This window comes from Lacrimispora sp., from assembly GCF_046972725.1.
In the GTDB taxonomy this organism is placed as follows: domain Bacteria; phylum Bacillota; class Clostridia; order Lachnospirales; family Lachnospiraceae; genus Lacrimispora.
This window is the reverse complement of the sequence record NZ_JBKVXF010000002.1, coordinates 565,383-588,494: the sequence shown is the minus strand read 5'-3', so window position 1 is coordinate 588,494 and position 23,112 is coordinate 565,383. Positions and strand designations below refer to the sequence as shown.

21 protein-coding genes and 1 other annotated feature are annotated in these 23,112 nt (G+C 43.9%); of the genes, 11 read left to right on the top strand and 10 right to left on the bottom strand.

From position 1 onward, the window contains the following. Window positions 1–9 precede the first annotated feature (9 nt). Together ACLTWA_RS11055 and aroE are read right to left on the bottom strand one after the other, a co-directional pair. Window positions 10–1,434 carry a 6-phospho-beta-glucosidase gene (locus tag ACLTWA_RS11055; protein WP_412327753.1) on the bottom strand — a complete coding sequence of 475 codons (1,425 nt, stop codon included), beginning with the start codon at window positions 1,432–1,434 and terminating at the stop codon, window positions 10–12. A gap of 87 nt (window positions 1,435–1,521) precedes the next feature. Continuing rightward, window positions 1,522–2,391, bottom strand: coding sequence for a shikimate dehydrogenase (gene aroE / locus ACLTWA_RS11050; RefSeq protein ID WP_412327752.1), 870 nt, complete (start codon window positions 2,389–2,391; stop codon window positions 1,522–1,524). Between the two features lie 198 nt (window positions 2,392–2,589). Here aroE and ACLTWA_RS11045 point away from each other — a divergent pair, with 198 nt between their 5' ends. Together ACLTWA_RS11045 and ACLTWA_RS11040 are read left to right on the top strand one after the other, a co-directional pair. Continuing rightward, the gene (locus ACLTWA_RS11045; RefSeq protein ID WP_412327751.1) at window positions 2,590–3,300 is read left to right on the top strand and encodes a DUF421 domain-containing protein; all 711 of its coding nucleotides are present in this window, start codon (window positions 2,590–2,592) and stop codon (window positions 3,298–3,300) included. Window positions 3,301–3,390: 90 nt separating this feature from the next. Then, window positions 3,391–4,353, top strand: coding sequence for an aromatic acid exporter family protein (locus ACLTWA_RS11040; protein WP_412328124.1), 963 nt, complete (start codon window positions 3,391–3,393; stop codon window positions 4,351–4,353). A gap of 119 nt (window positions 4,354–4,472) precedes the next feature. Here ACLTWA_RS11040 and ACLTWA_RS11035 read toward each other — a convergent pair whose 3' ends face one another. After that, window positions 4,473–5,219 carry a MurR/RpiR family transcriptional regulator gene (locus tag ACLTWA_RS11035; protein WP_412327750.1) on the bottom strand — a complete coding sequence of 249 codons (747 nt, stop codon included), beginning with the start codon at window positions 5,217–5,219 and terminating at the stop codon, window positions 4,473–4,475. A 97-nt stretch (window positions 5,220–5,316) separates the two neighbouring features. Continuing rightward, window positions 5,317–5,886 carry an N-acetylmuramoyl-L-alanine amidase family protein gene (locus tag ACLTWA_RS11030; RefSeq protein WP_412327749.1) on the bottom strand — a complete coding sequence of 190 codons (570 nt, stop codon included), beginning with the start codon at window positions 5,884–5,886 and terminating at the stop codon, window positions 5,317–5,319. A 205-nt stretch (window positions 5,887–6,091) separates the two neighbouring features. On the opposite strand from ACLTWA_RS11030, the gene ACLTWA_RS11025 reads away from it, so the two are divergent. The 8 genes from ACLTWA_RS11025 (at window position 6,092) to ACLTWA_RS10990 (ending at window position 14,341) form a co-directional block, all read left to right on the top strand. Further along, window positions 6,092–6,805, top strand: coding sequence for a response regulator transcription factor (locus ACLTWA_RS11025; RefSeq protein ID WP_412327748.1), 714 nt, complete (start codon window positions 6,092–6,094; stop codon window positions 6,803–6,805). Next, the gene (locus ACLTWA_RS11020; RefSeq protein WP_412327747.1) at window positions 6,795–8,123 is read left to right on the top strand and encodes a histidine kinase dimerization/phospho-acceptor domain-containing protein; all 1,329 of its coding nucleotides are present in this window, start codon (window positions 6,795–6,797) and stop codon (window positions 8,121–8,123) included. The genes ACLTWA_RS11025 and ACLTWA_RS11020 overlap by 11 nt, the downstream gene beginning before the upstream one ends. A 6-nt stretch (window positions 8,124–8,129) precedes the next feature. Continuing rightward, window positions 8,130–9,635 carry an amino acid adenylation domain-containing protein gene (locus ACLTWA_RS11015; protein WP_412327746.1) on the top strand — a complete coding sequence of 502 codons (1,506 nt, stop codon included), beginning with the start codon at window positions 8,130–8,132 and terminating at the stop codon, window positions 9,633–9,635. Next, window positions 9,632–10,816 (top strand): alanine racemase, encoded by a 1,185-nt coding sequence (locus tag ACLTWA_RS11010; RefSeq protein ID WP_412327745.1) that lies wholly within the window; start codon window positions 9,632–9,634, stop codon window positions 10,814–10,816. The genes ACLTWA_RS11015 and ACLTWA_RS11010 overlap by 4 nt, the downstream gene beginning before the upstream one ends. Window positions 10,817–10,828: 12 nt before the next feature. Beyond that, window positions 10,829–11,056: an acyl carrier protein gene (locus tag ACLTWA_RS11005; RefSeq protein ID WP_412327744.1), complete on the top strand. Its 228-nt coding sequence runs from the start codon at window positions 10,829–10,831 to the stop codon at window positions 11,054–11,056. A gap of 3 nt (window positions 11,057–11,059) precedes the next feature. Then, the gene (locus ACLTWA_RS11000) at window positions 11,060–12,643 is read left to right on the top strand and encodes an MBOAT family O-acyltransferase (protein ID WP_412327743.1); all 1,584 of its coding nucleotides are present in this window, start codon (window positions 11,060–11,062) and stop codon (window positions 12,641–12,643) included. An 11-nt stretch (window positions 12,644–12,654) separates the two neighbouring features. Beyond that, entirely contained in the window at window positions 12,655–13,620 is a 966-nt protein-coding gene (locus tag ACLTWA_RS10995) for a hypothetical protein (protein ID WP_412327742.1), read from the top strand. A gap of 88 nt (window positions 13,621–13,708) precedes the next feature. Then, window positions 13,709–14,341 carry a DsbA family oxidoreductase gene (locus ACLTWA_RS10990; protein ID WP_412327741.1) on the top strand — a complete coding sequence of 211 codons (633 nt, stop codon included), beginning with the start codon at window positions 13,709–13,711 and terminating at the stop codon, window positions 14,339–14,341. 83 nt (window positions 14,342–14,424) lie between these two features. Here the strand turns inward: ACLTWA_RS10990 and ACLTWA_RS10985 are convergent, their stop codons facing one another. The 5 genes from ACLTWA_RS10985 to msrB form a co-directional block, all read right to left on the bottom strand. Beyond that, window positions 14,425–15,561 carry an MFS transporter gene (locus ACLTWA_RS10985; protein WP_412327740.1) on the bottom strand — a complete coding sequence of 379 codons (1,137 nt, stop codon included), beginning with the start codon at window positions 15,559–15,561 and terminating at the stop codon, window positions 14,425–14,427. Window positions 15,562–15,663: 102 nt separating this feature from the next. Next, complete coding sequence (locus tag ACLTWA_RS10980; protein WP_412327739.1) at window positions 15,664–16,884, bottom strand: aminotransferase class I/II-fold pyridoxal phosphate-dependent enzyme; 1,221 nt, start codon at window positions 16,882–16,884, stop codon at window positions 15,664–15,666. 65 nt (window positions 16,885–16,949) lie between these two features. Continuing rightward, window positions 16,950–17,202, bottom strand: a binding site (T-box leader). 50 nt (window positions 17,203–17,252) lie between these two features. Further along, entirely contained in the window at window positions 17,253–17,795 is a 543-nt protein-coding gene (locus tag ACLTWA_RS10975; RefSeq protein ID WP_412327738.1) for a beta-class carbonic anhydrase, read from the bottom strand. A gap of 17 nt (window positions 17,796–17,812) precedes the next feature. Next, the gene (locus ACLTWA_RS10970) at window positions 17,813–19,189 is read right to left on the bottom strand and encodes a PQQ-dependent sugar dehydrogenase (RefSeq protein WP_412327737.1); all 1,377 of its coding nucleotides are present in this window, start codon (window positions 19,187–19,189) and stop codon (window positions 17,813–17,815) included. Window positions 19,190–19,248: 59 nt separating this feature from the next. Beyond that, on the bottom strand, window positions 19,249–20,199 hold the full coding sequence (msrB, locus tag ACLTWA_RS10965) for a peptide-methionine (R)-S-oxide reductase MsrB (protein ID WP_412327736.1): 951 nt from the start codon (window positions 20,197–20,199) through the stop codon (window positions 19,249–19,251). 201 nt (window positions 20,200–20,400) lie between these two features. On the opposite strand from msrB, the gene ACLTWA_RS10960 reads away from it, so the two are divergent. Next, window positions 20,401–21,285, top strand: coding sequence for a DUF2935 domain-containing protein (locus ACLTWA_RS10960; protein WP_412327735.1), 885 nt, complete (start codon window positions 20,401–20,403; stop codon window positions 21,283–21,285). 69 nt (window positions 21,286–21,354) lie between these two features. On the opposite strand, the gene ACLTWA_RS10955 is transcribed toward ACLTWA_RS10960, so the two are convergent. Beyond that, the gene (locus tag ACLTWA_RS10955) at window positions 21,355–23,085 is read right to left on the bottom strand and encodes a GMC family oxidoreductase N-terminal domain-containing protein (RefSeq protein WP_412327734.1); all 1,731 of its coding nucleotides are present in this window, start codon (window positions 23,083–23,085) and stop codon (window positions 21,355–21,357) included. Window positions 23,086–23,112: the final 27 nt, after the last annotated feature.

Genomic DNA, 23,112 nt, shown 5'->3' with positions numbered 1-23,112 from the left:
GGCTGTTTCTTATTTCAGGACTTCTCCGTTGGTTTCGATTACACGCTTATACCATTCAAAGGATTTTTTCCTGCTGCGTTTTAACGTTCCATTGCCTGCATCATCCTTATCCACGTAGATGAAGCCATACCGCTTACTCATTTCACCGGTAGAAGCACTTACCAGGTCAATGCAGCCCCAGGGCGTATAACCTAATAAATCCACACCGTCTACATCCACAGCGTACATCATTGCTTTTATATGTTCTTTTAGATATTCGATACGGTAATCATCGGAAACACTACCGTCTTCTGCCACCCGGTCAATAGCTCCCAGACCGTTTTCCACAATAAACAGCGGTTTCTGGTATCTGTCATAAAGGGTGTTCATTGTGATACGAAGCCCGAGAGGATCGATCTGCCAGCCCCATTCCGACGCCTTTAAATATGGGTTCTTTATGGTTGGCATGGCATTTCCGGCCGTAGACTTACGAAGTAAGTCTTTATCTGTACTGGCGCACCGGGATGAATAATAGCTGAAAGAAATAAAATCCACCGTATGTTCTTTTAATACTGTGTAATCTTCCTCTTCTGTCTCAAGAACAATGCCTTCCCGTTCAAACATCTTTTTGGCATAAGCCGGATATTCCCCTCTCGCCTGAACATCGATAAAGAAATAATTTTCCCGGTCTTTATTTAAAGCCTCAAAAACATCTTCCGGTTTGCAGCTGTAAGGATAATAATTTCCGGCTGCAAGCATACAGCCAATTTTAAAATCCGGATTGATCTGATGGGCCAGCCTGGTTGCCTTTGCGGAAGCCACCAGCTCATTATGGGCTGCCTGGTATTTTACCTGGATCTTATTTTCCCCTTCCTGAAACCGGATCCCTGCTCCCATAAACGGAAGATGGAGAAGCATGTTGATTTCATTAAAGGTGAGCCAGTATTTTACCTTATCTTTAAAGCGGCGGAAAATGGCATCACAATATTTCAAATAACAGTCGATCAGCCTGCGGTTCTTCCATGAGCCGTACTTCTCCACCAATGCCAGAGGAACGTCAAAGTGGCAGATGGTGATGACTGGTTCTATGTTATATTTTAACAGCTCGTCAATGAAGTCTTCATAGAACTTTAACCCTTCTTCATTGGGGGTCTCTTCTTCTCCGGTTGGGAAGATTCTGGACCAGGAAAAAGAGAAACGGTAACACTTAAAGCCCATCTCCGCAAAAAGAGCAATATCTTCCTTATAGCGATGATACATGTCGATGGCTTCTCTGGAAGGATAATAGGAATCCTCCGGAAGCTGGCGGTAATCCATATCTCCAAGCATCACCGGGAAACGGTTTTCCCCCCACGGAATCACATCTACACTGCCCATTCCCCGGTTTCCTTCTTTGAATCCGCCTTCACACTGGTTGGCAGCCGTAGCCCCTCCCCATAAAAAATCTTTTCTCATGTTATCATTCCTTTCTTTCATAATTATAGGTATTTTTACCGCTCCCTGCAGTCACAGAACCCATTCTCCTTATTTATCTCACACCGATCAGCTGAAAAACAGCTCTTTTACTTCCTGTACCGGCATCTCCTGGCCGGTGTAGAGTTTAAATGCTGCTGCTCCCTGCCATAAAAGCATTCCCTGTCCATTAATACAGATACAGCCAGCTTCCTTTGATTCTTTTAACATCCGGGTTTCCTTTGGATTGTACACTGCATCCACAACCACTAATCCCGGATGGTACATGGCGGTATCCTTGACTACGGTTTCACCCTCCATCGGCTTCATGCCTACGATGGTGGCATTGGCAAAAATATCACTGTCATCCATTTCTCTTTTCATAGTTTCAAGGTCTGCAATATCATAGACATTGACCACGCAATCCGGCTTTTCCTGTTTGATCTTTTCTGCGGTTTCTACGGTTCTTTCAAAGAACCCATCCTTTATGTTGAAAATCGATATTTCTCTTGCTCCTTCCAGCGCACACTGCACCTGGATTGCCGTAGCAGCCCCGCCTCCGCCGCAGACGGTTATTTTTTTTCCTGCAATTAAAACCCCATGGTCTTTCAGACTGTCTACAAATCCCTGTCCGTCCGTAATATGTCCGATCAGTTTTCCGTCTTCATTTACAATGGTATTCACGGCTCCGATGATCCGGGCTGCAGGGGATAATTCATCCATGTATCTGGCTGCTTCGGTCTTGCATGGCATGGTTACGTTGCAGCCTCTCATTCTCAATGTCTTTATGGCTTCAACCGCCTTTTCCACTTCATCTACTTTGATGTCAAAAGCAAGATATGCATAATCAAGCCCCAATTTTTCAAAACTGTAATTATACATCGCTGGTGAGCCAGAATGTCCTACCGGTGAGCCGATGAGTCCCATGAGTCCTGTTTTCCCTGTAATTCTTCTTTCCATCGCTTTTTCTCCTCTTTCATCAGATGTTATCTGCCGCTTCGTGGGCTTTTTTCTTTACTTCGTCACGGATAACATACACTTCTTTTGACGGCTTGTCAACAATTTCTCCTTACAGACCGGCTGGGTTTCCAGGATTCTGAGGATTTTAATTGAAGCATCCGGTTTATAATAAGAAGAAAAAAACAGAGGTGAACCATTATGACTTATATCATCATTGCTCTTCGGATCATTTCCGCTATGGCATTGCTCCTGATTTTAACTTTAAAAACCGGCAGGCGTAAGATCGGGGAACTTCCGGTCTATGATTTTCTATCCATCATCGTTCTTGGAAGCGTTATCGGTGCGGATATTGCAGACACAAAACTTCCACACCTCCCTACCTTGTATTCCGTTGTCCTTATCGTAGGCCTGCAATACCTGGTCAGCTGCATTCTGATCAATAATAAAAAAATTGCGAAAAAAATCACCTTTGGCCCAACAGTCGTCATAAAAAACGGCCAGTTCTTAAAAGATAATATGGAACGTCTGAAATATTCCACAGAAAATGTCCGTATGGCATTGCGGGAAAAGGATATCTTCGATTTAAACGAAGTGGAGTATGCGATTGTAGAAGGAAGCGGAAATATAAGCATCTTAAAGAAATCCCGGTACCTTCCTCTGACTCCCTCGGATATGAATGCAAATCCCCAGGAAAAAAGCCTGTTTGCGCCGCTCATCATCGATGGAATTGTCCATGAGGACAATTTAAAAGCCCTGAACCATGACAGGAACTGGCTCACCGCACAGTTAAAAAAATCCGGAATCTCCAGCGCCAGCGAAGTGTTCTACGCCGAATGCGACAAAAGCGGAAACATGTACGTCTCAAAAAAGATTCCGGCTCAGAAGGCGGACAGTGACCCTGCCTTATAAAACAACTTTTGCCACCGCCTGATGTCAGACTGTTCAGCTTTTTTAAAATATGTTATGATAACATAAAATAAGCGGAAAGAGGCGAGTCTTATCAATCATGGAAAAATAATCAAAAGCATAAAAATCGCTTTGGCTGCCGTACTGGCAATCACCATCGCCGCAGAACTTGACCTGAAATTTTCTGCCACTGCCGGAATCATAACCGTATTAAGCATTCAAAACACCAAACGGGAAACTTTGAAAAGTGCTGTAAACCGGACCTTTGCCTTTCTCGGTGCCCTTCTCTTATCGGCAGCAGTGTTTTACTTTTCAGGCTTTACCCTTTTCGGCTTTGCCCTGTACCTGCTTTTATTTGCTCTTTTGTGCTTATACGCAGGCTGGGGAGAAGCCATTGCCATGGATTCTGTTCTAATCACCCACTTTCTCACCGAGAAATCCATGTCTCTTTCTCTCATCGGAAATGAGATCGCCCTGTTTCTGATCGGAACCACGGTAGGCGTTATCGTCAATATGCATCTTCGGAAACGGGGAGATGAATTTCAAAAGCTGGCCGATGAAGTGGATGTAAAAATAAAAGAAACCATGAACCATTTGTCGCAGCTTTTACTGGCGGAAGATAAACACAGGCTTGACATGGACAATTTCCATCAGCTGAAAGAAAGCATTGAACGGGCCAGAACCTGTGCCTTTAACAATTATAACAATGCAATCTGGAAAAAGGACACCTATGAAATCGATTACATCCAGATGCGCCAGGAGCAAACCATTGTTCTCCAGGAAATCGGCGAGAACATCAAAAGCATCACCCGCCTGCCAAAACAGGCACATCAGGTAGCTGAATTACTGAAGAATATTGAACAGAATTACCACAGGAGCAATCCTGCAGAAGAGCTTTTAAAAGAGCTGGAAACCTTGCTCTCTGATTTCAAAAGCCATGAACTGCCTTTCAGCCGGGAAGAATTTGAAGCAAGAGCCATTCTCTTTTACATCTTGAAACAGTTAAAACGGCTGCTGATGCTCAAACGTGCCTTTGCCCTTTCACACAGGGAATGAGCTTGTGAAACCCTGTATCAGAATCATACTAAAAAATGCCTCCGTTTTAAATACCATGGGCCTATTTGGTGACAAACCGGACGCAACAGGCATTTGTACCACAAAAAAAACAGGGTGTTTCATCCCTGTTTTTTCTGTATGGTAAGCCTTGCCAAAGACTCCACAATATACACCGCCGGTATCTGAGAGGTGATATCTACCTTCATCCTCTCAACGGCTTTTAATTCTCTTTGAATGTAATAAGAAATATTGTAATCTGAGATTTTTGCCAGTGTGCTGTTTTTGCTGTTGGTAATGGATATTACCGTACTGCTGCTCTCCTTTAAATTGAAAGAATTCTCAATGAGAACATCGGTCTCCCCTTCTACGGACAGAATGATAATGACACACTCTTCGGGAAATTCCAGATTGATTGGAAACATGGGGGTATTGATGCCAGTAGAAAATATACCCATATCGCAGAAGTAACGGCTGGCATACTCTGCGATGATACCGGAATTTCCGGTTCCCAGAAATATGATCTGCTTTTTCTCAGCAATCACATCTGCAATGGCCTGAAGCTGCTTTTGGAAGTTTTCTGTTTCCACCCGCTGAAAAAAATCCAGGACTGAACTATGGTCAAACGGTTTGTCTCTTACGGTTTTCTTTTCCTTTTCCAGTTTAAAACGGACTTTAAATTCGGAAAAACCGGTGCACTTCACCTTCCTGCAAAACCGCGAGATGGTAGTGGTAGAAACATGAGCTTCCCTGGCAACCTCACGTATGGTCATATAAGGAATCTTTTCACTGTTTTTCAATATATAATTATACACTTCATAATCCAGTTCGCCAAACTGGTCCAAAACCTGATTGGAAAATAGAGCCATATTTGTTCCCCTTATCTTAGGTGTTATACTGTTTTCTTTATTGTATCACGAAAGCCATGAAGAAGTCTATGCAACAAAAATGCCCTTTTTTGAAGGATCAGGCAAAGCCAAAATACCTCATAATTCCCAAATAGATCCCATAAGCAAACTGATACTGGTCGTTTCTTAATTTTTCTGCATCGGAGTAATTGCTTAGATAACCCAGTTCTACCAGATTGGCGGGCATGTTTGCATTTCTTAACACATACAGAGACGGGTTTTCTCTGATTCCGTTATTTCTTGTACCGACCATTTGTGTAATTCCAGTCATAATCTGTTCTGCCAGCCATTGGGCCTGCGTGTAATACTGGTAGATGTATACCTCTGTGCCATTGATCGCAGGGTTTGGATTTATATTGCAATGGATGCTGATAAAATAATCTGCCGGCCAGTTATTGGCAAGGGCCACCCTTTGAGCCAGGCTGGTCGTATTATTGGTTCCCAGGATTGTGTCAGGTTCCGGCCTTGATACGCGGGCTTCAAACCTTGGATCACTGTTCAGCAGATTCTGCAGATACAGCCCGACCTGAAAATTAATCTCTGATTCATTAAGACCGTTGGCTTCCGCACCGCTGTTAAAGTACCCGCTTGGATTATGACCCTGATCAATAAATATTTTAATAGCCATGTAAGCATTTCCTTTCCTACTCAACTATAATAAATATATTCCTTTTCACAGACAAATGATACATGATTTCGTGAATTTATCTGTTTTTATCACAACGGATTCTCATTTCTTAATAATTCTTAATTCCCTCTAAACCACGTTGCCATTCTTCCCGTAAGTGCTATAATCTTTCATATTCCAAGCACCAAAAGGAGGCAGAAAGACTATGGAGGCAGCACAGCAGATATTAATCGTTGATGACGATACGGATATCCGGGAAGTCCTGCGCATTCATCTGGAAAATAAAGGCTATTCCGTATGGGAAGCAGAAAACGGCAAAGAGGCAGTGTCTGCAGTTTTAAATAATGCGAATATTGATTTGATCATACTGGATATTATGATGCCAGGCTTATCAGGGATCGATGCCTGCAGACAGATCCGGGAGACCTCCTCTGCCCCCATACTGTTTCTCACTGCCAAATCAAAAGAAAGCGACAAAACGGAGGCCTACGAAAATGGCGGTGACGATTATCTGGTAAAGCCGTTTTCCCAGTCCGAACTTCTTATGAAGGTTCATTCTCTTTTGAGAAGATATGTGGTCTACAAAGGGAAAACAGATTCCGGAACCGGCAATAACGAAATCCGGCTGCAGGATATTATCATCAATACTCAAACCCATACGGTCCGCCGGGAAAACCAGAAAATCGATCTTACAGACACCGAATTCCAGGTGCTCATGTATCTGGTGAAGAATAAGGGAACCGCCAAAGACGCACAGGCCATTTATGAAGGTGTATGGAATGATAAATTTCTTCCCTCCTCCACCAATACCATTATGGTCCACATATTAAAGCTGAGAAAAAAACTGGAGCTGGACTTTAACAACCCGGTCATCATACGTACCATCTGGGGAAAGGGCTATCAAATCGATGAAATTTAACAGCAGCACCTCTCTTCGGTATAAACAGATCTATGTTTTGATTCTCGGCGTTTTGGTCAGCTTTTTGATGTATTTCATCACCCAGGCTTTTGGAAATTATCTGGTTTCCCAGAATCATCTGAATGAAGAGGTATCCCGGAAACGGTTGGAGGGATACCAGAATTCCATAGAAAATTACGTCAAAAAAAATAAGCTTTCCGTCAAAGACGTCAGAGCAATTTCCAAATGGGTAAAGAATCACAAATACACCTATCTGACCATTTACAGCGGGAATGAGATTCTGTATGAATCAGGATTTTGGAATGATGCTTATTCCACCTATGAATCAACGGGCACTTTTTTAGAAAGCAGCCAGCAGGCCACACGGAATATCGCATTTACCGATGGCATTTATTCCGTATCTATCATTGATTCTTCTGAGATCAAATGGTATGATCTGGTATTTTATATTTCCCTTGGAATCTTTTTTCTGTTTTTATTCGGGATTCTTATTGTTTATAACCACCAAATCATCGCCCGGATCATGCTCTTATCCAAAGAGGTTTCCCTTATTGAACAGGGGAATTTAGAGCAGCCCATCTATCACAAGGGAACGGATGAAATTGCTCTTTTGGCCATCAACGCAGACAATATGCGCAATTCCATCATTACACGGTATAAAAGCGAGAAGGAGGCATGGGAAGCAAACAGCGAACTGATCACTTCCATGTCTCACGACATCCGGACACCTTTGACTTCTCTCATCGGATATTTGGAGATTCTGGAATCCAAAGGCTACCATTCCGAAGAGCAGCTTATCCGCTACATCAAAAGCTGTAAAGAGAAATCCATTCAACTAAAGGATTTATCCGATAAACTGTTCCAGTATTTTCTTGTCTTCGGAAAAGAAACCATCTTAATGAAGGAGGAGACCTTTGATGCCAGAATTCTTCTGGAACAGTTAATCAGTGAGCACGTATTCGGATTGAGCAGCCAGGGGTTTGACGTAAGAACCGGATTTATGGAACAGTCCTGCCAGATCACCGCTGATATCCAGTACTTAAAGCGGCTGTTCGACAATCTGTTTTCCAATGTCCGCAAATATGCCGCTGTCACCGGCCCGGTTCTGGTCCAAGGGGATTGTGACGGCAGTCATCTGATCATCAGCATAAGCAATGATATCCGGAAAGACCGCACCTTTATGGAAAGCACCGGAATCGGCCTTAAGACCTGCAGGAAAATAACGGAACAGATGAACGGAACCTTTGAAACCAGAAAAAACCAGACCCGGTTCGAGGCAATCGCCTCCTTTCCGATCATCCGCCCAGAAAGGATATAAGAACAAATGAAAAATGTTTTAGAATACCTGGAACGCTCTGCCATGGCCTGTCCAGAGAAACCGGCGGTCATAGATGCAGAAAAATCCATGTCCTACAAAGAACTTCTCCACCATGCAAAATCCATCGGCAGCTTTTTATTAAGACAGGAAGCTCCGGGCAGTCCTGTGGCTGTTTTCATGGATAAAAGCGTGGAAGCACTGACTGCATTTATGGGAATCGTATATGCCGGCTGTTTCTACATTTCCATTCGTACAGACCTTCCTCCATTCCGCATTCAAAAGATTTTGGAAACCTCCGGTGCAGGCTGCGTCATACGTTTAAAAAGGGACGATTCCATACTGAAAGAGGCCGGATATCAGGGAAGGTGCTTTGATTACCATGACATGATAAAACAGGAGATTTCAGAAGACCGGCTTCTTGGCATCCGGGAAAGTTCTTTGGATACGGACCCTCTTTACTGCAACTTTACTTCCGGTTCCACCGGAATACCAAAAGGAGTTCTTATAAGCCACCGGTCGGTCATTGACTTTATGGAATATTTTCCAGGGCTGTTCCACATTACGGGGGAAGATGTGATTGGAAACCAGGCTCCCTTTGATTTTGATGTGTCTGTAAAGGATATATATTCCACACTTTGTACAGGAGCTACCATGGTCATCCTTCCAAAGAAGCTGTTTTCCATGCCCGCAAGGCTTTTGGATACCCTTTGCGAGCATAAGGTAACGACTCTTATCTGGGCCGTATCCGCCCTCTGCCTGGTCTCCCAGTTAAAGGGATTCACCTATAAGGTTCCTTCCCTTGTGAAAAAAGTGCTGTTCAGCGGAGAAGCCATGCCGGTAAAGCAGTTAAACATCTGGAGAAAATACTTACCCAATGCCCGCTATGTAAACCTATACGGTCCTACGGAGATCACCTGCAACTGCACCTACTATGAGATCGACCGGGAGTTTGCAGATCATGAGAAAATTCCCATTGGAAAACCATTTCCCAATGAAAAGGTCTTTCTTCTCGATGAGAATGACAACCTGGTCACAAAAAGCGGAATCACGGGAGAAATCTGTGTGGCCGGAACTGCTCTGGCACTTGGGTATTACCGCAATCCTGAGCAGACAAAGAAGGTGTTTGTCCAGAACCCCGGAAACCCTTACTATCCGGAGCTGATTTACCGGACCGGGGATCTTGCCTTTTATAATGAAACCCATGAGCTTTGCTTTGCAGGGCGGAAAGACTTTCAGATCAAACACATGGGGCACCGGATCGAGCTGGAGGAAATAGAGCTGGTCTTAAACAGCTATTCTCTTATTGAGCGCGCATGCTGTGTTTTTGATGCGCAAAAAAGCAGGATCACGGCATTTTATGTGGGCCCCATGGAAGGAAAGGAGATTTCCGTAAAAATGCGGGAAACCCTTCCGGTCTACATGATCCCTTCTGTTTTTCGTTCCCTGCCTGAGCTTCCCATCACTGCCAACGGAAAGGTTGACAGAAAAAAATTACTGGAGATGTGTAAATGAAAGAGACCTTCCATCATGCAGCCATTGCATTTGCTGCACGCAATTACCAAACCCCATTTTATGTTTTTGACACGGACATTCTTGCCGGACAGATCAAAAAAATCAGAAGCGTATTAGGAAATGATGTAGAGCTTTGCTATGCCATGAAAGCCAACCCTTTTCTGATAAAAAGCCTGGAAGAACTTGTTGATTCCTTTGAAGTCTGCTCCCCCGGTGAATTCATCATCTGTGAGCAGGCAAACATTCCCATGAAGAAAATCGTTATGTCCGGTGTACATAAAAATCCCGGCGACGTGGAACGCGCCGTAAAAGAGTACGGGAACAATATTCTCTATACCGTTGAGTCCCTCTCCCACTGGCAGACCTTAATGGCTCTCGCTGAAAAATACCGGTTTCCGGTGCGTGTCCTCCTCCGCCTGACAAGCGGCAACCAGTTCGGTATGGATGAAAGCCTGATTCGGACAATCATTGATAACGGCCCTTATGAGTCCATTACCATAGAAGGAATCCAGTACTTTTCCGGAACCCAGAAAAAATCAGCTTCCAGGCTTTCCAAGGAACTTTCCATGCTGGATGCCCTTTGCAGAGACTTAGAAGACCAATACGGTTTTACCGTTTCAAAAATCGAGTACGGACCTGGCCTTCCCGTCTGCTATTTTGAAGATGAGCAAGATGAAGAAGATCACATGCTGGAAAGTCTTTCCAAAGCCATTAAGGAATTGACCTTCAAAGGAAAAATAACCCTGGAGATGGGACGCCTGATTGCCGCCTCCTGCGGCTCTTATGTAACACGGGTCGTAGACATGAAAACAAACAAAGACCAGAATTACTGCATCGTTGACGGCGGCATCCACCAGTTGAATTATTACGGACAAATGCTTGCCATGAAAAGACCTTTCATTGTCCATCTCGGGAAAAAGGGCGGGGAACGAAAGGAATGGACTGTTTGCGGTTCCCTTTGCACGGTAAATGACGTGCTTTTAAAGCAGTATCCATTCTATCATCTGGCGTATGGGGATGCCCTTGTTTTTCAAAAGACAGGCGCTTATTCGGTCACAGAGGGCATGTCCCTGTTCTTAAGCCGGGATTTGCCTCTTGTCCTGCTCTATTCGGAGAAACAGCAGTTTTGCAGGGCAAGACCATCTCTGCCCACAGATCAACTAAATTATGTACAGCCATAAAGGAGAAAAAACATGAAACAATTATTGGAAATATTAAACGCAATCAACCCTGGCATTGACTATGAAACAGAAAAAAGGCTTATTGACGACGGACTTTTGGATTCCTTTTCCATTCTCTCTCTCATACCGGAACTAGAGGATGCCTTTGATATCGAGATCACTCCGGCCGATATGGTGCCTGAAAATTTCAATTCTGCAACTGCACTATGGAGCATGATCAACCGGCTGCAAGAGGGATAAACGATGACTTACACCTCACTTCTCTACCTGTTTGTCTTTTTGCCCGGGGTGCTGGCGGCTTACCACCTTGCCCCCCGGCACCACCGTCCAAAAGTTTTGTTGGCTGCAAGCTATCTGTTCTTTCTCTCTTTAAGCGGGAAACTGCTGGTATACCTGCTTTTTTCCACCCTTTCCCTCCATCATATGGGACTGTGGCTTGGCTGTCTAAACGCAGAGGTGGAGTCAAAGCTTCTTACCGCAGAAGACAAAAAGGCCGTAAAAACCCTTTATGGAGCCAAACGCCGCAAGATCCTCTGGTTTGGGATCGGACTGCAGCTTGGTATTTTACTGGTGCTGAAATACTCTGACTTTTTTATCTCTAACATCAACCGGGCAATGAACCTTCTAACCTTTCAGGACCTTCTTCCTTCTGTAAGGTTCGCCCTTCCCATTGGAATCTCCTTTTATACCCTGCAGGCTGTTTCCTATCTGGTTGATGTTTATTATGAGAAAATAAAACCAGATGACAATCTTTTGCGGCTGGCTCTTTATCTTGCATTTTTCCCCTCCCTCATGGAAGGCCCTGTATGCCGTTATAATCAGACTGCAAATTCCCTATATGAGGGAGCTTCTTTAAGCTATAAAAATCTCACCTTTGGCATGCAGAGAATCCTCTGGGGACTGTTTAAAAAGCTGGTGATTGCAGACCGGCTCAATCTTCTTGTGGAAACCATTTTTAACAATCCCGGCAATTACAGCGGGATCACAGTGATCATAGGAGCCGTTTTATATACCTTTCAGCTTTACGCCGATTTTTCAGGCTGCATCGACATGACCATCGGTACCGGAGAACTGTTTGGCATCACCATTCCGGAAAATTTCCGTCAGCCCTTCTTTTCAAAAACTGCGTCCGAATTCTGGAGACGCTGGCACATCACACTTGGTACCTGGCTAAAGGATTATATCTTTTATCCCATTTCTTTAACGAAAGTTGTAAAGAAGCTGGGCAAGAAATACCGGAGCAAATTTGGAAAACATGTGGGGCAGATTCTGGCTTCCTCTCCCGCCTTGTTTGGCGTATGGCTGGCAAATGGCTTCTGGCACGGCACTGGATGGAATTATATCTTTTTTGGCATGTATTATTTTGTCCTCATTCTAATTGGAAATTTACTGGAGCCTGTCATAAAAAAGACAACAGACGCCCTCAAAATCAACCAAAACAGCATTCCATACCGTGTGCTGCAAAGCGGAAAACTTCTTATCATAGTGTTTACCGGAGAATTGTTTTTTAAAGCAAAGGACCTTACGACGGGAGTTCATATGTTTTTTTCCATCTTCACCGGATTTCACTGGTCCGTACTGACGGATGGTTCTCTGCTTCAATTAGGATTGTCCATTCCGGATTATTTTGCCCTTTTCCTTGGGTTTGCGGCTGTTGTTACTGTTGGTGTGATCCATGAGCGGGGCATCTTAATACGCGAGAAAATCGCCGGCTGGAATATGCCTGCCAGGTTTGGTTTTCTTTATGCCGCCATTTTTCTTGTTCTGATCTTTGGGGCATACGGAGACGGATATTTACCGGCAAAACTGATCTATGCCGGATTTTAAGAGGTGATGAAATGAATATCAACCATAGAACCAGAGCACTGCTTTTTTTAACCGGGCTTTTACTCTTGCTGTTCCTGGTATCCTGTCTCATGCTTCCTTATAACAGCATAGAGGATGGCCTGTACAAAAAAGCAAACGGTATTTTAAAGGAACCGGATCATACCATTGATTACATCGTGATCGGAGACAGTGAAGCCAGCGCAAGCATCTCTCCCATGGAAATCTGGAATGATTACGGCTATGCAGGGTATAACTGCGGCGTTCCTGCACAACGGCTTCAGGACACATACTATCTTCTGGAACGCCTGCTGAAAAAACAGTCTCCAAAGGTCATTTTGCTGGAGACCAACGCTTTTTACCGGAATTTTAAATACGTCAATGCACTGGAGAATACAGTGGATGAGACAGCAAAGGAACTGTTTCCTGTCTACAAATACCACAACAACTGGAAATACTTTCATTTATACATGCTGAACAATCTCCATAAAAAGTCTGATCAGGCACCTGTGACCGTATACAAAGGCTTTCCGTACAATACTGCTGTAAAGCCTTATAAAGGCGGCCCTTATGCCAAAGAGACCGACCAGGTATTCCCAATCGGCGGCCAGCCCATGGAGTACATGGATAAGATTGTGGAGCTGTGCAGGGAACAGGGGATTGAACTGATTTTGTATTCTTCTCCTTCCCCCAAATGCTGGACTTACAAAAAACATAATGCAGCACTCGCCTTTGCAAAAGAAAAACAGCTTACCTATATAGATTTTAACTTAATGACAGGGGAACTTGGCATCGACTGGACAAAGGATACCAGAGACGAAGGGGACCACTTGAACTACTATGGCGGGAAAAAGGTATCTGATTATATGGGCGCTTATTTATCAAAAAAAAGCGGTCTGACAGACCACCGGACGGAAACAGACTATTCTGCCTGGAACGAAGAACTGAAGTCCTATAAGGCATTGACAAAGATACACTAACAACGTATAATGATATCAATAACTGTAATTATTATAGTTACATTTATATTTGACCGTTGGAATGTTTATATAGAGAGGAGTTTTTCCTATGAAAATTGAAGTATGGTTTGATTTTGTATGCCCCTTCTGCTATCTCGGGGAACGAAAGCTGGAACTGGCACTGAAAGAATTTGAACACCGTGATGACGTGGAACTTGTCTTTAAAAGTTTTGAACTTCAGATGGCATCCGAATCTGCAAAAGATAAAGATATTAACCAGATCCTATCCGATAAATACCACATCAGCTATGCCCAGGCAAAGGCGAATAATGATAGCATTGCAGAAGCCGCCCGTCAAGTGGGTCTGGATTTCCGGTTTGATTTATTTAAGGTGAGAAATACAGGTCTTGCCCATGAGATGGTTCATTATGCTGAAAAGTACGGCAAGAGCCATGCACTTGTCAGACGGATTTTTAAGGGAGTTTTTACGGAAGGGATTGATCTTTCTGAGGAAGAGGCTTTCCTAAAGCTGGCGGAAGAAACCGGACTGGATTTAAAGAATTTTAAGGAGCTGCAAAGCAGCGGAGCCTTAAAAGAACAGGTTCAAAGGGATGAGGAGGCGGCGGCGAAGCTTGGAATCAACAGCATTCCTCACTTTATCATAAATGGGAACTATGTGGTCTCCGGCGCTCAAAGCCCGGAATACTTTTTAGAAACGTTAAACAAGGCCTATCATCAATAGAGCACCTTTCTTACCGGGAATCATGTGTACCGGACCGACAGAAGTCTTATCTTTTGCCGGTCCGGTTTTCAGCATCCTACCTTTCAGCCAATCCTGCTTTTCGGCAAGAGCCATGCAGAGCAAAGAGCAAAAACAAGCATCAGAACTGCAAATGCCAGATAGGGTACATTGATCCCCCATAAATCAAAGAGCATTCCTCCCAAAACCGGGCCTATGATATGGCCGAGACTTGAACCAAAGCTGTACTTTCCATAATAATCACCGATCAGTCCTTCATCCATGCCTTCAACAAACATGGCGTCCAAAGAATAATTCAGGGCTGAGACGGACATTACATAAACCGTCCACAGAACCTGAAATGCAGACAGCTCGTGAAATACAATAATTGCCACCGCCATAGCAGCCGCAAGAATGGAACCGAGCACAATTACTTTTCGGTATCCAAAGTTGTCGCCGATACGCCCCAGATGGGGTCCCAGTAGTGAAGAGGCTATCATTGGCAGAAAAAATACAGTTGCAAGCTCCATCATATCCAGATCAAAGGACGCTTTTAAAAACGGGATTAACAGGACTTTAATCATGCTGGGAAACAGACAGAGAAACAGATTAAAAATCCATATTCTTTGTTTTTCTTTTGTAAAAGCAACGGGTTGCGGACGGTAAGAGGGCTTTTTTACGGCAGGCCCCACCTTCCAGATACAATAAAATAATCCCAAGACCGCCGCCCCGGCAGAACACAAAAAGAATAACTTCCAGCCACTCAAAAGATCATGATTCATAAATACCAGAAATGCTGCACCAACACCGATCATGCCGCCAAAATTCCGGTTGCTGTCAAACCTTCCCATGCCTTGCGCAAAGTGGTCATTGCCGTCCAGGATAAGTCCAACAGCAGATATGCTTAATAATATACCTGCTGCTCCCTGTATGAAACGAGCCGCCATTAGCTGAGGCATGGTCACTGCTCCGGCTAAGACCAGATAGGCCGTTCCATAGGCAGACAGTGACAAAAGTAGAAGCATCCGGCGGCTGAACCGGTCAGACATGGAACCGATTATCAGTCTCATGATCAGTCCGGACAGTGCATATACAGAAAAAAGCAGTGTCATTTCAAATGTGGTGAAATTCAATTGTTCTGTATATAAAGGCAGCAGACCTTCAAAAATAATGCAGGGCAGAGAAACTAAAATGACCGGAGCTGCGATTTGTTTATACCTCATAAGGCACCTCTTTCTACTTTTATAAAAAGCCACGTAATCTTTTTAATCAAAAGACACAAATATGGAAATATTATACATCTGCGCGTACTCCGGTGCAAGTTATTAATCCTTTTGTTTGTAATAAGTAAGAAAATCTGACAGCTTTTCACATGCTGCCTTTAACTGATTCAGTTCCGGGAGATATACCACACGGAAATGATCCGGTTTTTCCCAGTGGAAGCCGCCGCCATGAGTCAAAAGGATCTTTTTATCCTTTAAAAAGTCCAGAACAAACTTTTCATCATCACGAATGTTGAACCTTTCCGTATCGATTTTGGGAAACATATAAAACGCAGCTTTCGGCTTCACTACCGAAATTCCCGGTATTTCATTCAATGCCTGGTATATGTATTCCCGCTGCTCGTAGATTCTGCCTCCCGGCACCAGAAGCTGTTTTGTCTCCTCTCCCATTTCCAGCGCCATACTTATGACCGATTGAGCCGGAACATTGGAGCAGAGTCTCATGGAGGACAGTAAATTGATTCCTTCCACATACCCCTTTGCAAAGGATTTATCCCCGCACAGGCTCATCCAGCCGCACCGGTATCCGGCAATCAGATGGGATTTGGAAAGTCCGTTAAAAGTAACCGTTAAAAGATCTGGGGCCAAAGATGCAATGGAAACATGCTCAAGACCATCAAGAACCAGTCTGTCATATATTTCATCAGCAAAAATAATAAGTCCATATTCCCTGGCAAGTTCAACAATTTCTTTCAGAATTTCTTTTGGATATAAGGCTCCTGTGGGATTGTTGGGATTGATCACAACGATTCCTTTGGTGCGTTCTGTGATCTTGCGCTTCATATCCTGGATATCCGGATACCACTGTGCCTGTTCGTCACATACATAATGTACGGCGGTTCCTCCTGCAAGCGTGACCGAAGCGGTCCATAAAGGATAATCAGGGGAAGGAACCAGTATCTCGTCTCCATGGTTTAAAAGGCCCTGCATGGATAATGTGATCAGCTCACTGACCCCGTTTCCTGTATATACATCGTCAGCGGTAACTTGTTCAATTCCTTTCTTTTTGTTGTATTCCACAATGGCTTTTCTTGCGGATAAAAGTCCTTTGGAATCGGAATATCCTTCCGTGGTTGACAGGTTATCATTCATGATCCGAAGCAGTTGTTCTGGCGCACAAAAACCAAAGGGAGCCGGATTTCCGATATTTAATTTCAAGATGTCGATTCCCTGGTCAATCATACGGTTGGCTTCATCCATGACCGGTCCCCTGATGTCGTAGCACACATGATCTAACTTTGCTGATTTTTCAAAATTTCTCATAATTTTATCCTTCTTTCTCAAAAATTAAATGTGTGAAAATACAAAAAGGCCCTAAGCGTCGAAACGCTTAGGGCGAATATACAATCCGTGTTACCACCTAAATTCAGAGAAATCTCTGCACTCTCTACGGTACTGACATACCGTGTCCCTGTAACGTGGGAATACGTTGAAGCCTACTAAATCATCTTCCGGTCCGGAAGAATCTTCGTTCGGTCCAAAGCTCCGAGACTGCTTCGATATCTTGGAATAAAGATTTTCACCAACCATCTTTTCTCTGAAATTCCGCGTATATGTACTATTTCTCTTCATTGCCTTTTCACTATTTCCGCAATCATAGCACAGGCATTTGGAAATGTCAATGCTGATTTTTATACGATCCTGCTTAATGCTCCCGTAACAGAATCAATTACCAGACCGTAAACTTTTACCTCTTCCGGTACCAGGGGATGATTGCGTATCAGCTCCACTGATTTGCGAATGGATAAATCCAGGTCAAAAAAGCCTCCCAGCCAGGAATCAAAGTCAATCCCGTAATACTTCATCAAGTCTATATTTTTCTGGGTGACTCCCCGGGCCTTCATCTTCTGAATCATGCTGTGACTGTCTGTACATCTGGCTCCGCAGTCAGTATGTCCAATAACAAGAATTTCCTCCACGCCCAATTCATAAATCCCGATCAGGAGACTGCGCATGACGCTGCCAAAGGGATGAGAGATCACTCCCCCTGCATTTTTTATAATCTTTGCATCCCCATTCTTCATGCCCAAAGCTGCCGGAAGCAATTCGGTCAGCCTGGTATCCATACAGGATACAATGGCCGTTTTTTTATTGGGATATTTGTTAGTAATATAATTTTCATAGCCTTTATTTTTTACAAATTCCTGATTAAACTGCAGTATCTCTTCTAACATATTCAATTATCTCCTGTTTATATGGACTCAGACGTCCGGTATACCCTCCATATGACACCTGTGTTAGGAAAAAAAGCAGACGGGTCTCCATCAATGTTATACCCCATATCCACAATATACATTGCCCCATCTGGCCCGAAGAGCAGATGCGTGAGTCTTTCAAATCCGCCTCCTCTGGAGATTGAGGAGGGAAAACCGTTTTTATTGATTGCAAACGTGCTGATCGTCCTTGATCTCATATCAATTTTTGAGACTCTGTGGCCTGCTCCTGTATAGGAAAAGCCCGTTCCCATTCCACCATCAATGGTGCTCCCGAATTCCGTTACATACACATCCCCATAAGGGCCAAATTGCTCATTATAATTAAATTCAAACCCTTTCAGTGTGGAATTGGGCGGAAATCTCACATATGGCCTTGGCGGTACATTTGGCTGATTTTTAAAGATCAAAGTAGGCTGCACACCTCCCGAAGGAGTAAAACGGGGAGAATCCACAGCCTCTCCACCTGAAAAATCCGGCCAACCATACCACAGGTCCGGTGTTATATAATAAAAATCGTCTCCGGCATTTTCTATGGGCCTGCTCCCCACCGGATTATATCCGTTGTTCACTGCATAGAGCCGGCCGCTGATGTCGAATTTCAGAAAAGCGGGATCACGGAACCCCCATGCCACCTGTTCCAGATTCGACCCATCCAGATCGGCTCTTAGAATGCTCCCGGAAGACTTGATATATTTCTTTCTGATTTCAAATTCAATATTTGGAATCCCATAGGGAGAAAAGGCACCGGTATATGCCGGATCATCGGTCACTGCTTCTGTCAAAATATTATCCGTCCTGAAATTCTGTCCGTGAAGCATCACATAATCTCCGGTATAATCGCATAACAATGGAGAAATCGTGACCCACTTATTATCATTTCCCACAACTCCGCTGTTGGTAACGGTACCCTGTCCAAAGTACAGTTTATTATCCGGGGAAAAAGCAACCGGACTATTTACATGGTCCCCATTGCTTGGAAGACCCATGATGATATTCTGTCTTGTACCATCTTTAAATATTCTGGTAACAAATCCTCTGTGTGATACGTAGAGTACCCCATTGAAATAGTTGATTCCTGATATGGGAATGACAAAATCCTCCGCAATGGTTTCAAACTGCCCGTCAACCATTTTAAGAATACGGGGATTTCCTGTTGCCAGTCCGGAATCAGCAATAAAAATATTTCCGTCTTCATCAAAAATCATGCTGGAAGGTGCATTCAAATTGCTTAAAAAGACTTCGATTCCATAACCTCTGACAATATAAATATCAGATGGGTCCAAAAACCTTTCCAAAATAATTTCATCATCATTACAAGAATGAATCCGGTTTTCATTTCTGCCTTGAACCATTCGCTTCACCTGGAAATATTTTATTACATTATATTCTGATCTCTATGATTTATACAAACTTAAAATAATATCAGGTATTCTCCATACCCTTCCTTTTCCATATCCTCCTTTGCAATAAATCTTAAAGAGGCGCTGTTGATACAGTAGCGGAGTCCGCCCATTTCTAAGGGCCCGTCTTCAAATACATGGCCTAAGTGGGAATCTCCATGACTGCTTCTCACTTCGGTTCTGCTTCTTCCCAGACTATGATCGGCAGCTTCTTTTAAAACCTCTTTGCTGATTGGCTTTGAAAAGCTGGGCCAGCCGCAGCCGGAATCAAATTTATCATAAGACATAAAAAGCGGTTCTCCGGTGGTAATATCCACATAGATACCTTCACGGAATTCATTGTAATACTGATTTTTAAATGGAGGCTCTGTTGCACTGTTCTGAGTCACTTCAAACTGCTCTCCCGTCAGACTCTTCTTTAACTCTTCCACTGACTTTTTTGCATATTTTTGGCTTAAATCCACGGCTTTTTTTGCCTTTTCAAATTTATCAGCCCCAATATGGCAGTAGCCGCCCGGGTTCTTATCCAGATATTTCTGATGATATTCTTCTGCTTTATAATAATTTCTTAAAGGAACTCTTTCAATTGCGATTGTTTCCTTATACTGCTTCTGAAGCTTTTCAATGGATTCCTCGATGACCGGTGCATCCTGATCTTTTGTATAATAAATGCCTGTCCGGTACTGGGAGCCCACATCACCGCCCTGGCGGTTTACGCTTACGGGATTGATTACGTCATAATATAATTCCAGAATATAGGGCAGACCTATGACTTCATCGTCATATTCCACTTTGACGGTCTCCGCATGACCGGTATTATGATTGCACACTTCCTCATAAGTTGGATTTTCAGTATTTCCGTTGGCATAGCCAACCTCCGTTGACACAATTCCCGGTATATTCTGCAGATACTTTTCTGTTCCCCAGAAACATCCGCCTGCCAGATAAATTTCTTTTTTCATAGAAACCACCTCTCTATCGATTATTGTTTTCTTATTATGCTTCCACAGGAGACTTTATAAACCGTATCTATATGCTCCCTATGTCGATGATATCAGATGAAAGGGTTGAAAACAAGCAGAATCTTCCTGTTTGATTTCTTGAATACTTATGATTTTACAGGCATAAGATTCAATAATTGAGTAATATCAGGAGCAATATGCATGATAACAACAGAAATGTACGTCCAATGGTCCTTGCAGTATCATCTGTTCTGGCTTCGCATCCTGAAAGAGCACGCCATATTTATCGAGGCAACCATGCCTCCTCCCGGCAAATCCCTGGCTCTTGCCGCAGATGCCTACAAGCAAAATTATGACCTGTTTTTAATTACGGCAATCGGTCTGGCAAACGGAGTGATTCCTAACGAAGTTCTTCAGTCGGGACAGTATTATACCCAATTTACAGAAGTGGCGGAGCAAATAGCCCAACAATACACCGGCATCAACATCAACACCGAGATAACCATATCGGAATATGACATTGAACCCCTTTCTGCTCCTTTTAACGTGACAAGCAATATGGAGCAGGAAATCTCCCTGTTAAATCAGAACATCTTATCTCTGACCGGCTCCTTTGTACAGTTTCAGTCACAGCTTTTAAATAACCGTTCCTCCTGCGGCATCTTTACTTTGATGTATACCGGAGATATCCTTCACATTCTCCTTGAAGCAAAGAGATATCAGATGATACTCTCCGCTCTGGAAGATAAGGACGAGGAGGCAATCGAAAATTACAAAACCTTCTGGACTCACAATATGGCCGATCATGCCAAGGTCATGCGTGGACAGTTTGACCCTACGGAAACTGCATATTTTAACAGAGCAAACATGTTTTCCAATTTATTTGACACTCTATACGGGGAAGAGATGGATCCCGCCACCTACCCCTCTGATGCAACACTGTTAAAAAGTACCAGCGACATCCGTGATTTTAAAGCGGATACCACCGAGGCCATCATCCAATGTGACGTCCAGTCCATCATGCTGCCTCTTTATACGGATCATCTCTTGCGGGAGGCAAATCATTTTATTTTCCTGATGCAGTAAATAATGAAAAATGAAAATGCACAGCAAAAAGACGTGAACTCCAATTCACGTCTTTTTGCTGTGCATTCTCTATGGATTTTCCGTGACAGCGGCAAAATATTTTGCAGCGATTTTTTCAGCTGTTCTCGTTGCCAGTGCCTGGCTGGTAAGGGTTGGATTGGGACCTCCCAGTGCATTGCACAATACGCTGTTATCTGCAATATACAGCCGTTTGACCTGCTTTGCTTCACACTCCGTATCCGTCACGTAACCGATTCGCATGGTACTCATTATATGGCCCATCACATCCGGGGGCCAATTGGCGCGGGAAACTGTCTTTGCTCCTGCACTTCTTAGGAGCTCACAGGCAAGACTGGCCAGCTGATCCCGTCTTGCAGCATCTTCTTCACTCAGTTCATAGGAAATGACCGGAATATATCCGTTCTCATCTCTTTGTACCGGATCCAGAGTCACGCTGTTACTCTGATGAACATCGTCATCCCCGAAAATAATGATACTTAGTGTTCTGGGGTATTCTCTCATAAATTCCTTTAAAAGTTCTCCTGCGACCATTCCCTCTCTATCCCAGGGAGCATCATTGCTGTTCTGATTCTCAAAGTAATAGCCCTTCTGGCTGATTCCGTAAATCATGGTAGCATTGATTCCCGGACTGGTTCCAAAGACCTCAAAAGCACCAAGGCCGGGATAATCAAACCTGGAGGCTGCATTCTGCCCCATATAAGGCTTTATGTCTGACAGACCAAGAACGTTCATTAATTGCTCTTCTTCAAAGATACCGGAAACACAGTCAGGCATATGGTTCGTAAGTCCCCTTCCTACCCAGCCATTATCAGGCAGACCGGAATTGAGCCACAGTCTGGGGCTTTCAATGGAACCGGCAGACATAACAATAACTTTTGCCTTAAATTCACTGATATCACCTGTCCATGTATTTCTTGCAGTAACACTTTGGGCATACAATCCCTGTTCGCTGTCCTCACCGGTATTGACTTTGATAACAAAGGAATTCGGCATGATTTCCACATTCCCTGTCTGAAGTGCAAGCGGTATGTAGCTGACCAGTGTAGACCGTTTGGCTACGGTATCCACACTTGGTCCTATGCAGCACCCGTTAATACAGTGCCCTCTTAATGTACAGCCTACAGACTGATTGTTCTGTATGTCAAAATCCGGATTGTTAAGCATGGGGTTGACCTGCAAAATAGCATTGGGCTGGGGCCTGTAACCAGGTTCTGTGATATCCTTTGATTCTATGCGGTTCCACCCCATCTTCCTGGCTCCGTAATAAAATAAATCCTCTTTGGCAGTACCTGTCGCCTCATGGACCGGAAGGGTTCTTTCTACTTTTTCATAATACGGAATCATTTCTTCATAGGAAATCGGCCAATCCCTGTTAAATACTTCCGGGTATGCACGGGGGGAATTTGCAAAATACAGAAGCGTAGTTCCTCCCACTCCGGCGCTTTCCCAGGCAAAGCCTCCTTTTGGTACGATTCTGGGCCAAGGACTGTTATCCCGGTTTGCCATTCCCCACCGGAATTTGCCGGAGATCGTATCGTTCATATCATTTTCCAGATCGGTAAAGGTAGCTTTCAGCAGGTTAATATCAAGATCCGTTACATTTTTGCTGCTTCTTGCTCCGGCTTCTTCATTGGGCCTTGGCCATTTGGTGTTGCCGTACCAGGGTCCGGCTTCAAGGACAAGCACCTTGATTCCTTTTTCCCCGAGTTCCTTGGCAATCACCGGGCCTCCGCCTCCGGCGCCTATTACAATTACATCTGCATCATATCCGTTACTCATGCGTTCCTCCAATTCATGGTTTGTTCT

Bases quoted from the DNA above. Each gene is read 5' to 3' on its own strand.
- ACLTWA_RS11055 (WP_412327753.1), bottom strand. From the start codon at position 1,434: ATGAGAAAAGATTTTTTATGGGGAGGGGCTACGGCTGCCAACCAGTGT.
- aroE (WP_412327752.1), bottom strand. From the start codon at position 2,391: ATGGAAAGAAGAATTACAGGGAAAACAGGACTCATGGGACTCATCGGC.
- ACLTWA_RS11045 (WP_412327751.1), top strand. From the start codon at position 2,590: ATGACTTATATCATCATTGCTCTTCGGATCATTTCCGCTATGGCATTG.
- ACLTWA_RS11035 (WP_412327750.1), bottom strand. From the start codon at position 5,219: ATGGCTCTATTTTCCAATCAGGTTTTGGACCAGTTTGGCGAACTGGAT.
- ACLTWA_RS11030 (WP_412327749.1), bottom strand. From the start codon at position 5,886: ATGGCTATTAAAATATTTATTGATCAGGGTCATAATCCAAGCGGGTAC.
- ACLTWA_RS11025 (WP_412327748.1), top strand. From the start codon at position 6,092: ATGGAGGCAGCACAGCAGATATTAATCGTTGATGACGATACGGATATC.
- ACLTWA_RS11020 (WP_412327747.1), top strand. From the start codon at position 6,795: ATGAAATTTAACAGCAGCACCTCTCTTCGGTATAAACAGATCTATGTT.
- ACLTWA_RS11015 (WP_412327746.1), top strand. From the start codon at position 8,130: ATGAAAAATGTTTTAGAATACCTGGAACGCTCTGCCATGGCCTGTCCA.
- ACLTWA_RS11010 (WP_412327745.1), top strand. From the start codon at position 9,632: ATGAAAGAGACCTTCCATCATGCAGCCATTGCATTTGCTGCACGCAAT.
- ACLTWA_RS11005 (WP_412327744.1), top strand. From the start codon at position 10,829: ATGAAACAATTATTGGAAATATTAAACGCAATCAACCCTGGCATTGAC.
- ACLTWA_RS11000 (WP_412327743.1), top strand. From the start codon at position 11,060: ATGACTTACACCTCACTTCTCTACCTGTTTGTCTTTTTGCCCGGGGTG.
- ACLTWA_RS10995 (WP_412327742.1), top strand. From the start codon at position 12,655: ATGAATATCAACCATAGAACCAGAGCACTGCTTTTTTTAACCGGGCTT.
- ACLTWA_RS10990 (WP_412327741.1), top strand. From the start codon at position 13,709: ATGAAAATTGAAGTATGGTTTGATTTTGTATGCCCCTTCTGCTATCTC.
- ACLTWA_RS10985 (WP_412327740.1), bottom strand. From the start codon at position 15,561: ATGAGGTATAAACAAATCGCAGCTCCGGTCATTTTAGTTTCTCTGCCC.
- ACLTWA_RS10980 (WP_412327739.1), bottom strand. From the start codon at position 16,884: ATGAGAAATTTTGAAAAATCAGCAAAGTTAGATCATGTGTGCTACGAC.
- ACLTWA_RS10975 (WP_412327738.1), bottom strand. From the start codon at position 17,795: ATGTTAGAAGAGATACTGCAGTTTAATCAGGAATTTGTAAAAAATAAA.
- ACLTWA_RS10970 (WP_412327737.1), bottom strand. From the start codon at position 19,189: ATGGTTCAAGGCAGAAATGAAAACCGGATTCATTCTTGTAATGATGAT.
- msrB (WP_412327736.1), bottom strand. From the start codon at position 20,199: ATGAAAAAAGAAATTTATCTGGCAGGCGGATGTTTCTGGGGAACAGAA.
- ACLTWA_RS10960 (WP_412327735.1), top strand. From the start codon at position 20,401: ATGATAACAACAGAAATGTACGTCCAATGGTCCTTGCAGTATCATCTG.
- ACLTWA_RS10955 (WP_412327734.1), bottom strand. From the start codon at position 23,085: ATGAGTAACGGATATGATGCAGATGTAATTGTAATAGGCGCCGGAGGC.